Below are 10,977 nucleotides of genomic sequence, written 5' to 3' on the forward strand. Positions count from 1 at the left end.
ATCGGACGCCACCAGCTCGCAGCTCTCGTGGGCATCGCGCCGATCAACCGCGATTCTGGCCTGATGCGGGGTCGGCGATCCATCGCGGGTGGGCGAACATCCGTGCGGGGCGTGCTGTACATGGCTGCGCTGACCGCGATCCGGCGAGGCTCTCCGTTCCGGCCCTTCTACGAGCGGCTCACTGAGCGTGGCCGACCGAGGAAGGTCGCCCTCGTGGCGGTGATGCGAAAGCTCTTGGTGACGCTCAACGCCATCGTCCGCGACCGCACGCCTTGGCAGCCACTCACCGCTTGACCTTCAACACAGCCGCTCTGTCCCGCAGCCTCGGTGGAACTCGCCACGAACAGCGTGTCGGTGGCGGCCAGCAGCGCCCGCGCCCGCCCGTCGAGCCGGTCCGACACGGCCGGCGCCTGGGCCCTGCGGAGCGTGCCGGAAAACATCGCCGGGCGGGGCCGGATGTAGCGCGGGCAGTTCCCGAAACTCTGCTCGACCGCGACGGTGAAGCCGCTCATCCCCCTCCGCTCCACCGTGCCGTTGAGGCGATTGCGGCGGCACGTCTCGAGTTCGATGCCGAGCAGACCGATGCCCGCGCCGTCCTGCAGGCCCGCCTCGGCGGGATCGTCGGGCTCGGGTGCCGCCGCGACCGTGAGGTGGTACGGGTCGGGCACCCCCAGAAAGGAGCCGGGCGGGCCGGCCCGCAGGGTCGCCCAGGGGGCGCCTTCGGGATCGACCGTGCCGAGCACCACAAAGGGCAGCAACGGGTAGAACCCGGCATGCTGCGCGATGAGATGGTCGCGGATCACCCGCGGCCCGATCTCGGCCATGCGGGCGGCGGAGCCGACGCGCGTCTGGAGCGCGACCTCGCCGCCATGCCAGGGCGTCGTGTCCATGGAAGTCTCCTTCAGGCGGCGTTGAGGCCGGCGGCGGTCTTCGGGAACGGCAGGAAGCCCGGCAGCGCCTCGATCCGGGCGAGCCACCCGCGGATCGCCGGATAGGGCGCCAGATCGACGTTCCCCTCGGGCGCCGCCGCGACGTAGCTGTAGAGCGCCACGTCGGCGATGGTCGGATGCGCGGCGGCGAGCCAGTCGCGGGCCAAAAGTTCGGCCTCCACCAGGGTGAGGATGGCGTGCGCCCGCGCAATCACCTCGTCGGGCCGGAACGCGGCACCGAACACGGTGACGAGGCGCGCGGCGGCTGGGCCGAAGGCGATTTGACCCGCCGCGACCGAGAGCCAGCGCTGCACGCGGGCGGCGCCCTCCGGGTCCTCGGGCAGCCAGTCGGTGCGTCCCAGCTTCTTGGCGACATAGACCAGGATCGCGTTGGAATCCGACACGATGGTCCCGTCGTCGTCGAGCACCGGCACCTGCCCGAACGGGTTGAGCTTGAGGAAGGCCGGCGCCTTGTGCTCCCCGCCCCTGAGATCGACCGGAATGGTCTCGAACGGCACGCCGACCAGCGACAGGAACAGGCGCGCCCGGTGGGCATGGCCCGACAGGGGCAGATCGTAGAGCTTCACGGGTGTCTCCTCGGGATTCGGCCGTCGTCCGGCCGCTCCCCGCATCAAAACCGTTTCGCTGTCTTGCGAGAACCGTCATTCTCCGCAAGCGATTGTTACTCGAAGCGGAATGATCGGAGCCCGCCATGGACCGCTGGCAGGGGATGCAGGTGTTCGTGCGGGTGGCCGAGAGCGGCGGCTTTGCCGGCGCGGCCCGGGCGCTGAACATGAGCCCGCCCGCGGTGACCCGCGCGGTCGCGGCGCTGGAGGCGCGGATCGGCGCGCGGCTGCTCATCCGCACCACCCGCCGGGTCGCGCTGACCGAGGCGGGCGCCCGCTATCTGGAGGATTGCCGCCGCATCCTCGCCGAGATCGAGGAGGCGGAAGCGACCGCCGCGGGCGCCATGGCGACGCCCACCGGCACGCTGACGGTGACGGCCCCGGTGCAGTTCGGCCGCCTCTACGTGTTGCCGGTGATCGGCGAATATCTCGACCGCCACCCCGCGGTGGCGGCCCGCGCGCTGTTCCTCGACCGGGTGATCGACCTCGTCGAAGAGGGGGCGGACGTGGCCCTGCGGATCGGAGACTTACCGGATTCGGGCCTCTCGGCGATCCGCGTCGGTGGCGTGCGCTCCGTGGTCTGCGCCGCGCCGGTCTATCTGGAGCGGCACGGCACGCCGCGGGAGCCGGGGGACCTGTCGCATCACACGATCATCGGCCGGAGCGACCGAGCGACCGTGGCCGAATGGCGCTTCGGCCCGGATCGGCGGCGGGCGGTTGCGGTGCGGCCCCGGCTCGTCTGCAACACGATCGACGGGGCACTCGCTGCCGCCCTCGACGGGCGGGGAATCGTGCGGCTCCTGTCCTATCAGGTCGCGCCGGCTTTGGCCGAGGGCCGGCTTGTGCGCCTGTTCGAGGCCCAGGAGGGCCCGCCGATGCCAGTCCACGTGGTGAGCCCGGAAGGCCGCCGGGCGCCGGCGAAGGTGCGGGCCTTCGTCGAACTGGCGGTGGAGCGGCTGCGGGCCGACCCGCGGGTGAACCCGCAGGCGGGGTGAGCGGGGTTTGGGTGATCGCGACGGTATGACCCCACTGCCGTCATTCCGGTTTCGCTTCGCGCCCCGGAATGACGGCAGTGGGAACATTCGAAGTTCTACAAGACCCTCTCCCGTCGCGCGGGAGGGAGAGGGCTGCTCGCGACGAAGAGAAAACTAATCCTTCAGGTCGGCCGGGACCTTGCCGCCGTTCTCTTCCAGCTTCTTGATGACCTGCTTGTGCAGCCAGACGTTCATCGAAGCGGAGTCGTTCTTGTCGCCCGAGTAGTGCAGTTCGTCGGCGAGCTGCTGGCGGGCGTGCAGGCTCGAATCGAGGTCGAGCAGCTTCATCAGATCGACGATGGAGGTGCGCCAGTTGAGCTTCTGCCCGTTCTTGGCGGCCATGTCGTTGAGCACGGCCTCGACATCCACCGGGCCGCCGGACGTTCCGCCGCTGGTCGCGGTCGAGGCCGGCGCGCTGCCGCCGGAGGTCGGCTGTGCCTCGGTCGAGGCCGGCTTGTCGGACGGCGCGGCCTGCGCCTCGGAGGTGCCGAAGGGGTGGAGAATCTTGCTGACGATGCTGCCGAGGAGGCTCATGGCGGTCGGGTCCTGTCGTCTCGTGCGGCCGGTGTGCCGCTACGGTTCCGTTAACGGCGCTTCATGAGCGCCCGTTCCGCCCGGCCCTGTCTATCCGGCGATTGGAAGATCGCGCCCGCTGTGCCATGGGGCGGGGTCAGCCCAGCCGGAACCCACCCGATGCGCATCCTGATCAAGGCCTTCGCCCTTCTGGCGGGCCTCGCCGCCGCCCTCCCCGCCGCCGCCCAACAGGTGCCGGTGCGCATCGGCGTGATCCCGGTGGTCGGCGCCGCCCCCGTCTTCGTCGCCAACGGCGAGGGCTGGCTGAAGGAGGCGGGGTTGGCGCCCGCCTTCACCACCTTCGAGTCGGGCCCGAACATGATCCAGGCGCTCGCATCCGGCACCATCGACGTCTACGTCGCCGGCATCGCGCCGCTCGCGGTCGCCCGCACCAAGGGCATCGACGTGCGGGTCGTGGCCGCCACCGCCGTCGAGGAGATGGTGTTCGTGGCAGCCCCCAAGCTCGCCCCCTACTTCGCGAGCGCCCAAAGCAAGGCGGACGCCTTCAAGCAGTTCAAGGCGAAGGAAGGCCGGCCTGCGCGGCTCGCCACCCAGCCGCCGGGCTCGGTGCCGAACACCACCCTCCAGCACTGGCTCTGGCAGGTGGCGAAGGCCGACAAGGCCGATGTCGAGATCGTCGCCATGGGCATTGACGCGACCCAGCAGGCGCTGCTCGCCGGGGCGGTCGACGGCGCCTCGATCCGCGAGCCGGCGCTCACCATCGTCCAGGGCCGCAACCCGAAGATCGCGCTGATCGCCACCGGCGGCGAGATGTTCCCGGATCAGCCGGGCACCGTGGTGGCGGTGTACGGAAAATTCGCCGACGCCAACCCGAAGGCGGTCGAAGGCCTCGTTGCGGCCCTCGTCAAGGCCACCGCGCTCCTGAAGGACGACCCGGCCAAGGCCGCCGGACCGGTCGAGGCGGCGCTCGGCAAGGGCATCACCGACGTGGCGACGATCCAGAAGGCGATTTCCTCGCCGGCCGCGAAGTTCGTCACCGACCCGCGCACCATCATCGAGGCGACGAAGAAGATGCAGGCCTATCAGGTCTCGATCGGCACCCTCGACAAGGAGGCGCCGACCGACGGCCTGTTCGACACGAAGCCCTTCGACGCGGTGAAGAAGCCCTGATCCCGAATCCATGACCGCGCTCCGCTCGGCCGCGCTCGCGGCCGCCGGGCTCGCCGCCTTCCTCGGCATCTGGGAGGCGGCACCCCGGCTCGATCTCGTCAATCCGGCCTTCCTGCCGCCGCCCTCCTCGATCCCCGCCGCCTTCGGCCGGGAGATGTCCGGAGGCGCGTGGCCGCGGGCGGTCGCCGAGAGCCTGAGCCATTACGTCGTCGGGCTGGGGCTCGGCGCGGGGGCGGGCATCGCGCTCGGACTGCTGTCGGGCATGTTCCGCTGGTTCGAGAGCCTGACCGCCTGGATCGTCCGGCTCCTGCGCCCCATCCCCGGCCTCGCCTGGGTGCCGTTCGCCATCATCTGGTTCGGCGTGCAGCCCTCGGCCGCCGTGTTCATCATCGCGGTCGGCGTGTTCTGGATCGTCTTCTTCGCGACTCAAGGAGCCGTGCGCGGCGTCGATCGCGACCTGATCGAGGTCGCCCAGGCCTTCGGCTTCCGTGGGCCGTTCGCCCGGTTGACGAAAATCCTTCTGCCGGCGGCGACACCCGGCATCCTGGTCGGCGTGCGCACGGCGTTGGGCCAGGCCTGGATGGCGGTGGTCGCAGCCGAGATCTTCGGGGTGCCCGGCATCGGCGCGCGGATGATGCAGGCCTCCTCGCTGCTCTCCACCGATATCGTCGTCGTCTACATGCTGACCATGGCCGCCCTCTACGGCCTGTTCGACACCGGCTTCGTCGCCCTCCAGGGCTGGCTGCTGCGGTGGCGCGCATGACGCCGATCATCGACATCAAGGGCCTGTCCCTCGCCTATGAGCGCGACGGACGCCGCACCGAGATCCTATCGGCGCTCGACCTTGCGGTACCGCGGGGGCAGTTCCTCGTCATCGTCGGCGAGTCCGGCGTCGGCAAATCGACGCTGCTGCGGGTGCTGATCGACCTGGCCAAGCCCAGCACCGGCACGGTCACCCTCGACACCGCCCCCGAGACGCGCAGCCCGATGGCCCTGGTGTTCCAGGATGCCCGGATGCTGCCCTGGCGGCGGGTGATCGATAACGTCGGCTTCGGTCTGGAACGCCACGGCCTCCCCAAGGCCGAGCGCCGGGCGCGGGCGGAAAAAATGCTCAAGCTCGTCGGCCTCGCCGACCTGGCAGGGCGCTGGCCGCACCAGCTCTCCGGCGGTCAGCGCCAGCGCGTCGCCATCGCCCGCGCGCTGGCGGTCGATCCCGAGGTGCTCTTGATGGACGAGCCGTTCTCGGCGCTCGACAGCTTCACCCGCGAGGGGCTGCAGGACGAGATCCAGCGCATCAAGGCTCAGACGGGCAAGACCGTGCTGTTCGTCACCCACGACATCGACGAGGCGGTCTACCTCGCCGACCGGGTCGTGGTGCTGGCCGGCAGCCCCGGCCGGATCGCAGCCGACGTGTCGATCACCCTGCCCCGGCCGCGCCGCCGCCGCGACACGGAACTGGTCGAGGCGGCCCGTCACCTGCGCGGGGAGCTGTCGCGGCGTTCGTCGGACCTGTGAGGGGCGGCGTCCGGAACGCGGGCGCCCTCCTCCGGGTTCGTTGCAGGCGCGGGAGACCTTGACGGTAAGCGTTCTCGCCGCGAACCATCGGGCGGCCCGACAGGGCGCGCCGGGAGACTCGGGATGGGATTTTTTCAGGACGCCCTCCTCCGCCTGAACCGCGTGGTGCTGTCCTACGCGGGCGACGCCGACTTCATGCAGGCGGCGGTCTCGGCGGCGGCCAACGTCATCGTCGCCGACGGCGACACCGACGAGGAGGAGATCGAGGCTGCGCTGGTCAGCATGCGGGCCAATCCCATCCTCCAGAAATCCTACGACACCCTGGCGCTGGAGAAGGCCTTGTTCGAGGCGCTCGCCCGCGCCGAGTTGCGCGCCGGCCGGCTGGAGAACGCCCAGCACGTCGCCGCCATCGCCGACCGCCCGCTCGACCACCGCCAGCACGTCTTCCTGATCGCCGCGGACGTGGCCGACAAGGGCGGGATCACCGAGAGCGAAAACAAGGTGCTGGACGAACTGGCCCAGGCGCTTGGGGTGGACAAGGCAGCCCTGCTCGGCTGAGGCGCCTTGGTGCCGCCCGCCCGGCCCTCGCGAACCGGCCGCGGAGGGCGTATGGTCCGCCACCGCTCGGGAGTGTGTCGAACGATGTACAAGGTGACGGGAACGGACCCGGCGGGACGCGAGATGACGTTTGCCTGCGGGACCGACGAGCAGGCCCTGGAAAAGACCTGGGAACTCGCCCGCCGCGGTTTTCGCGATATCGCGGTCTCCGATCCGCGCGGCAAGCGCATGAGCGCCGGGGCGTTCGAGCGCTCGCTGGATTTCGACTACGAGTGAGCCCGGCCGCGCGCTTCGATGAAGCGCGCGGTGACGGCGTGGGGCGTCGGGCGCACGAAGCGCCTCACGCCGCCCGCTTCTGATAATCCTTCACGTCCGTGAACCGGATCTTCTCCCACCTTTCCTCCTCGTAGCGCAGCGAGAAGGCGGTGGTCGCCATGAAGACCGGGGCGCCGTCGAGGTCGCTCGCCATCGACGAGCCGTGGGCGTCGATGAACTTGTCGATCTCGGTCTCCGAGTCCGACTCGATCCAGCGGCAGACCGAGAACCGGCTCGTCTCGAAGTCGATCGGCAGGCCGTATTCCGCCTGGAGCCGTTCCTTCAGCACGTCGAGCTGCAGCGCGCCGACCACGCCGACGATGGCGGGCGAGCCGTCCTGCGGCACGAAGACCTGCACGACGCCCTCCTCGCCCATCTGCTGGAGGGCCTCCTTCAGCTTCTTGGCCTTCATCGCGTCGGTGAGCTTGATCCGGCGCATGATCTCGGGGGCGAAGCTCGGCACGCCGCGAAACACCAGCTCCTCGCCCTCCGTGAGGGTGTCGCCGATGCGCAGGGTCCCGTGGTTGGGGATGCCGACCACGTCGCCGGCATAGGCCTCGTCGGCAATCGCCCGGTCCTGGGCGAAGAAGAACTGGGGCGCCGAGAGCGACATCGGCTTGCCGGTGCGCACGAGCTTCGCCTTCATCCCGCGCCGGAGCTGGCCGGAGCAGACCCGCATGAAGGCGATGCGGTCGCGGTGGTTCGGATCCATGTTCGCCTGGATCTTGAACACGAAGCCCGTCATCTTCGGCTCGGTCGGCTGCACCGCGCGCTTGTCGGCCTCCTGGCCCCGGGGCGGCGGCGCGAAGCGGGAGAGCCCGTCGATCAGGTCGCGCACGCCGAAATTCCGGAGCGCCGAGCCGAAGAACACCGGGGTCAGGTGCCCCTCGCGGAACGCGTCGAGATCGAAGGTCTTGAGGCCGCCCTCGGCGAGTTCCACCTCGTCGCGCCACGCCTGGGCGGCACCGTCCTCGGTGAGGAGTTCGTCGAACAGCGGGTCGTCGGTGCCCGAGACCGGAATCGTGCCGGAATCGTCCGCCGCGTCGAGGCGGCGCACCCGGGCCTGCCCAAGCTCGTAGGTGCCGGCGAAGTTGCGCCCGAGCCCGATCGGCCAGGTCACCGGGGCGACGTCGAGTGCCAGCGTCTTCTCGATCTCGTCGAGCAGTTCGAACGGGTCGCGCGCCTCGCGGTCGAGCTTGTTCACGAAGGTGACGATCGGGATGTCCCGCAGCCGGCACACCTCGAACAGTTTTCGCGTACGCGCCTCGATGCCTTTGGCCGCGTCGATCACCATCACGGCCGAATCGACCGCGGTGAGCGTGCGGTAGGTGTCCTCGGAGAAGTCTTCGTGGCCCGGCGTGTCGAGCAGGTTGAAGACGCAATCGCCGTACTCGAAGGTCATGACCGAGGTGACGACCGAGATGCCGCGCTCCTTCTCGATGCCCATCCAGTCGGAGCGGGTCGAGACGCGGTTGCGCTTGGCCTTCACCTCGCCGGCGAGCTGGATCGCTCCGCCGAACAGCAGCAGCTTCTCGGTGAGCGTGGTCTTGCCCGCATCCGGGTGCGAGATGATCGCGAAGGTGCGCCGCCGCGCCACCGGGTCGGCTTTCGGATCGGCGGGTTTGGGGTCGGTCTGCATCAGCATGGCGGGCACCGGCCGCGCCGCTGGCGGCCACTCGTCTTATAGGAATCCGGGGTCGGGTCTCTCTACGCGCTCCGCGCGTCCCGCGCAAAGCCGGCGTCAGCCCCGCCCGACATAGGGCATGCCCGTCGCCATCACGGTCATGAACAGGACGTTGGCCGAGAGCGGCAGCCCGGCCATGTAGACCACCGCCTCGGCGACGTGCCGCGCATCCATGAACGGTTCGGCTTTGATCGTGCCGTCGGCCTGCCGCGCGCCCTTGCCGAACCCTTGCGTCATCTCGGTCTCGGCATTGCCGATGTCGATCTGCCCGCAGGCGATGTCGAAGGCGCGTCCGTCGAGCGCGGTGGCGCGGGTGAGGCCGGTCAGGGCGTGCTTGGTCGCCGCGTAGGGTGCCGACATCGGCCGCGGCACGGTCGCCGAGATCGAGCCGTTGTTGACGATGCGCCCGCCGCGGGGCTCCTGCGCCCGCATCATCGCGAACGCCGCACGGCTGCAGAGAAAGGCGCCGGTGAGGTTGACGTTGACGCTCCGCATCCAGTCCTCGACCGCGATCTCGTCCACGGTCGCGGCCGGGGTGAAGATGCCTGCATTGTTGAACAGCAGATCGAGCCGACCGAATTTTTTCGCCATTCCAGCGAACAGCGCCTCGACGGCGTGCGGATCCGCGACATCCGTCGGCACGCAGAGGGCCTCGCCGGGCAACGCGCTGGCGACCGCCTCCAGCGCGTCCCGACGCCGCCCGGCCAACACCAGCCGCCACCCGGCCTCCGACAGCCCCCGCGCCACCGCTCGCCCGATCCCGGACCCGGCCCCCGTCACCAAAGCCACGCCGCCGCTCATCCGCCCCTCCGCCTGCCACAGACGGACGTTCTATCGCAGACCAACCTCCCCGGTTGCCAGCCCCGCGCGGCCCGTCTAGAGAACCGTCGGCCTGACGGTCGTTGGGGCGTCGCCAAGTGGTAAGGCAGCGGTTTTTGGTACCGCCATTCCCAGGTTCGAATCCTGGCGCCCCAGCCAAGCCTCAGCTAAGTCGTTGATCTGATTGCGATCCGTGCTCGGCCGCTCCCGCGGCTGCGCCGATTGTACGCAGAGCTGTTGCACGCGCTTGTCCACAGGGGCAGGCCGTTGACGATTTGTTCTAACGTGTACCGTCGCGGTGCGGTATACTGGTGGCGTAGGCGATTCCGTTGCGATGAGCGGACGCGACCGATTGGTGCCTCTGTTAAGGGGAATTCCGCCACGGTTGCTCTGAGCCTGGGCACGACCGACCCATCCAGTGCGCGCACACTTGGCTGGGCGCTCAACGCGGAAAGCCTCCGCGTCCGGGACGATCCCGCCATGCGCACTGCCAGCCAGATCCGAGACCACCTCCGCGCCTATGTCGACCGGGAGCGAAGCGCGCGGTTGACGCGTCTGCAGCGCGACCTCGATCCGCCGCGTGATCCGCTCGTCGGCGACTGGTCCGCGCTGATGGAGAGACGCGCCCGAGAGTACCGCATCTTCGGACGCCTGCAGGCCCTGGCCGCCGAGGAAGGCTTCGAAGCCGGGTACGACGGCGAACTCGATGCTCGTCTGAAGCAGGAAGGCTTCAGCCCGCCGGAACGCGGGGCGATCAGGCGGCGCATCACGAATGGCTACCTACGCGATCTTGGACGCCCGGATGAGACCGGGCGGCTCACGCCGCCCCGCGCCTATCTCGAGGCGATGCTGATGAGCATGGACGAGCCCGTGACCGAAGCGGGCCTGATTCGATGCTTACGTGGACTCGCGGCTGTCTCCGGCCATGTCTCGCGCGAGTTCGCTGCAACTTATGCCGAGGCCCGTTGCGATCCGCGTGAGGCCTGGGCCAACCTCTCTGCCATGCGCGCCAGGGGCGAAATGGTACGCGACGAGCTGGGCTGGGCCTCGTCCGACTTCGATGGCGCCGACAGCTTCGAATGGGGTGACTTCGAGATCCACGCTCCGCAGATACTTCGGCAGACCGCGAGTGACGATGATGGTCCTCCCCCTCCCCTATCCGAATCTGCCCGCCATCCCGCCCCCAAGCAGGGCCCTGCACCGGCCAGGAAGCACCCACCCGCCGCGCCAGCGTCTGCGTCGTACCCTTCGGAAACGGAGGCCGCCGCTCCAGGAGCGGTTCTAAAACCATCGCCTGAGCGGTCCGAGCTCGATGGCGAGGATGCCATTCAAGACACCGCCGGCCGCGCTACAGACCGCGAACAGCGAGTTGAGGACGAGGCGAGTACGGGCGTAGAAGCCCTCTCCGAGTCCATCACGAACTCTCTGACGACGATGGTCGAAGAGCTCATCATCCACAAAGGTGTCACTGACCTGACCGGCTGGCTTTGGACCGGGCTGATTGAGAGGATCAGCCAGGACTGAAGGAGTCGGACATGCGGCGAGGTCAGAAGACGAGCGCGGAGCAGGTTGTGCTGAAGCTGCGCCAGATCGAGGTGCAGACCGCCCAGGGCAAGAGCTTGGCGTTGGCGTGCAAGGAGGCAGAGATCTCCGAGCAGAGCTATTACCGCTGGCGCAAGGAGTACGGCGGCCTGCAGGTCGATCAAGCCAGGAAGATGAAGGATCTTGAGCGCGAGAATGCTCGGTTGCGCCGCCTCGTGGCGGATCTATCCCTGGAGAAGCAGGTGCTGGCG

At 69.3% G+C, this 10,977-nt stretch carries 13 protein-coding genes and 1 tRNA gene; 10 read left to right on the plus strand and 4 right to left on the minus strand.

Annotated features, from left to right (window positions below; all coding sequences use genetic code 11):
- Positions 1 to 294: transposase (locus tag BM140_RS24660; RefSeq protein ID WP_131803969.1), on the plus strand; the 294-nt coding region annotated here is incomplete at its 5' end.
- Between the two features lie 607 nt (positions 295 to 901).
- Here the strand turns inward: BM140_RS24660 and BM140_RS24665 are convergent.
- Positions 902 to 1,516, minus strand: a complete 615-nt coding sequence (locus tag BM140_RS24665; RefSeq protein ID WP_091952089.1) for a glutathione S-transferase family protein — start codon at positions 1,514 to 1,516, stop codon at positions 902 to 904.
- A 125-nt stretch (positions 1,517 to 1,641) separates the two neighbouring features.
- Between BM140_RS24665 and BM140_RS24670 the strand changes: the two genes are divergently transcribed.
- Positions 1,642 to 2,550, plus strand: a complete 909-nt coding sequence (locus BM140_RS24670; protein ID WP_091952091.1) for a LysR family transcriptional regulator — start codon at positions 1,642 to 1,644, stop codon at positions 2,548 to 2,550.
- Between the two features lie 153 nt (positions 2,551 to 2,703).
- On the opposite strand, the gene BM140_RS24675 is transcribed toward BM140_RS24670, so the two are convergent.
- The gene (locus BM140_RS24675) at positions 2,704 to 3,123 is read right to left on the minus strand and encodes a DUF3597 domain-containing protein (protein WP_091952093.1); all 420 of its coding nucleotides are present in this window, start codon (positions 3,121 to 3,123) and stop codon (positions 2,704 to 2,706) included.
- A 159-nt stretch (positions 3,124 to 3,282) separates the two neighbouring features.
- Between BM140_RS24675 and BM140_RS24680 the strand changes: the two genes are divergently transcribed.
- From BM140_RS24680 to BM140_RS24700, 5 genes are all read left to right on the plus strand, one after another.
- Positions 3,283 to 4,293: an ABC transporter substrate-binding protein gene (locus tag BM140_RS24680; RefSeq protein WP_091952095.1), complete on the plus strand. Its 1,011-nt coding sequence runs from the start codon at positions 3,283 to 3,285 to the stop codon at positions 4,291 to 4,293.
- 10 nt (positions 4,294 to 4,303) lie between these two features.
- The gene (locus BM140_RS24685) at positions 4,304 to 5,056 is read left to right on the plus strand and encodes an ABC transporter permease (RefSeq protein WP_091952097.1); all 753 of its coding nucleotides are present in this window, start codon (positions 4,304 to 4,306) and stop codon (positions 5,054 to 5,056) included.
- Complete coding sequence (locus BM140_RS24690) at positions 5,053 to 5,808, plus strand: ABC transporter ATP-binding protein (RefSeq protein ID WP_091952109.1); 756 nt, start codon at positions 5,053 to 5,055, stop codon at positions 5,806 to 5,808. The genes BM140_RS24685 and BM140_RS24690 overlap by 4 nt, the downstream gene beginning before the upstream one ends.
- A 123-nt stretch (positions 5,809 to 5,931) precedes the next feature.
- Positions 5,932 to 6,366 carry a tellurite resistance TerB family protein gene (locus BM140_RS24695; RefSeq protein ID WP_091952099.1) on the plus strand — a complete coding sequence of 145 codons (435 nt, stop codon included), beginning with the start codon at positions 5,932 to 5,934 and terminating at the stop codon, positions 6,364 to 6,366.
- A gap of 84 nt (positions 6,367 to 6,450) precedes the next feature.
- Complete coding sequence (locus tag BM140_RS24700; protein WP_091952101.1) at positions 6,451 to 6,642, plus strand: hypothetical protein; 192 nt, start codon at positions 6,451 to 6,453, stop codon at positions 6,640 to 6,642.
- 64 nt (positions 6,643 to 6,706) lie between these two features.
- On the opposite strand, the gene BM140_RS24705 is transcribed toward BM140_RS24700, so the two are convergent.
- Both BM140_RS24705 and BM140_RS24710 read right to left on the minus strand, forming a co-directional pair.
- Positions 6,707 to 8,326 (minus strand): peptide chain release factor 3, encoded by a 1,620-nt coding sequence (locus BM140_RS24705; RefSeq protein ID WP_091952103.1) that lies wholly within the window; start codon positions 8,324 to 8,326, stop codon positions 6,707 to 6,709.
- 96 nt (positions 8,327 to 8,422) lie between these two features.
- Positions 8,423 to 9,166, minus strand: a complete 744-nt coding sequence (locus BM140_RS24710) for an SDR family oxidoreductase (protein ID WP_091952105.1) — start codon at positions 9,164 to 9,166, stop codon at positions 8,423 to 8,425.
- Positions 9,167 to 9,268: 102 nt separating this feature from the next.
- On the opposite strand from BM140_RS24710, the gene BM140_RS24715 reads away from it, so the two are divergent.
- From BM140_RS24715 to BM140_RS24725, 3 genes are all read left to right on the plus strand, one after another.
- Positions 9,269 to 9,343: transfer RNA gene (locus BM140_RS24715), tRNA-Gln, on the plus strand.
- Between the two features lie 321 nt (positions 9,344 to 9,664).
- Positions 9,665 to 10,708, plus strand: a complete 1,044-nt coding sequence (locus BM140_RS24720) for a hypothetical protein (RefSeq protein ID WP_091952107.1) — start codon at positions 9,665 to 9,667, stop codon at positions 10,706 to 10,708.
- Positions 10,709 to 10,719: 11 nt separating this feature from the next.
- A partial coding sequence (locus BM140_RS24725) for a transposase (RefSeq protein ID WP_165616557.1) occupies positions 10,720 to 10,977 on the plus strand: 258 nt, incomplete at its 3' end.

Origin of the sequence: Methylorubrum salsuginis, assembly GCF_900114375.1 — a bacterium.
Classification (GTDB): domain Bacteria; phylum Pseudomonadota; class Alphaproteobacteria; order Rhizobiales; family Beijerinckiaceae; genus Methylobacterium; species Methylobacterium salsuginis.

Excerpts from the sequence above, each read along its gene's own strand:
- BM140_RS24695 (WP_091952099.1), top strand. The coding sequence starts at position 5,932 with ATGGGATTTTTTCAGGACGCCCTCCTCCGCCTGAACCGCGTGGTGCTG.
- BM140_RS24710 (WP_091952105.1), bottom strand. The coding sequence starts at position 9,166 with ATGAGCGGCGGCGTGGCTTTGGTGACGGGGGCCGGGTCCGGGATCGGG.
- BM140_RS24670 (WP_091952091.1), top strand. The coding sequence starts at position 1,642 with ATGGACCGCTGGCAGGGGATGCAGGTGTTCGTGCGGGTGGCCGAGAGC.
- BM140_RS24705 (WP_091952103.1), bottom strand. The coding sequence starts at position 8,326 with ATGCTGATGCAGACCGACCCCAAACCCGCCGATCCGAAAGCCGACCCG.
- BM140_RS24690 (WP_091952109.1), top strand. The coding sequence starts at position 5,053 with ATGACGCCGATCATCGACATCAAGGGCCTGTCCCTCGCCTATGAGCGC.
- BM140_RS24720 (WP_091952107.1), top strand. The coding sequence starts at position 9,665 with ATGCGCACTGCCAGCCAGATCCGAGACCACCTCCGCGCCTATGTCGAC.
- BM140_RS24675 (WP_091952093.1), bottom strand. The coding sequence starts at position 3,123 with ATGAGCCTCCTCGGCAGCATCGTCAGCAAGATTCTCCACCCCTTCGGC.
- BM140_RS24685 (WP_091952097.1), top strand. The coding sequence starts at position 4,304 with ATGACCGCGCTCCGCTCGGCCGCGCTCGCGGCCGCCGGGCTCGCCGCC.
- BM140_RS24700 (WP_091952101.1), top strand. The coding sequence starts at position 6,451 with ATGTACAAGGTGACGGGAACGGACCCGGCGGGACGCGAGATGACGTTT.
- BM140_RS24680 (WP_091952095.1), top strand. The coding sequence starts at position 3,283 with ATGCGCATCCTGATCAAGGCCTTCGCCCTTCTGGCGGGCCTCGCCGCC.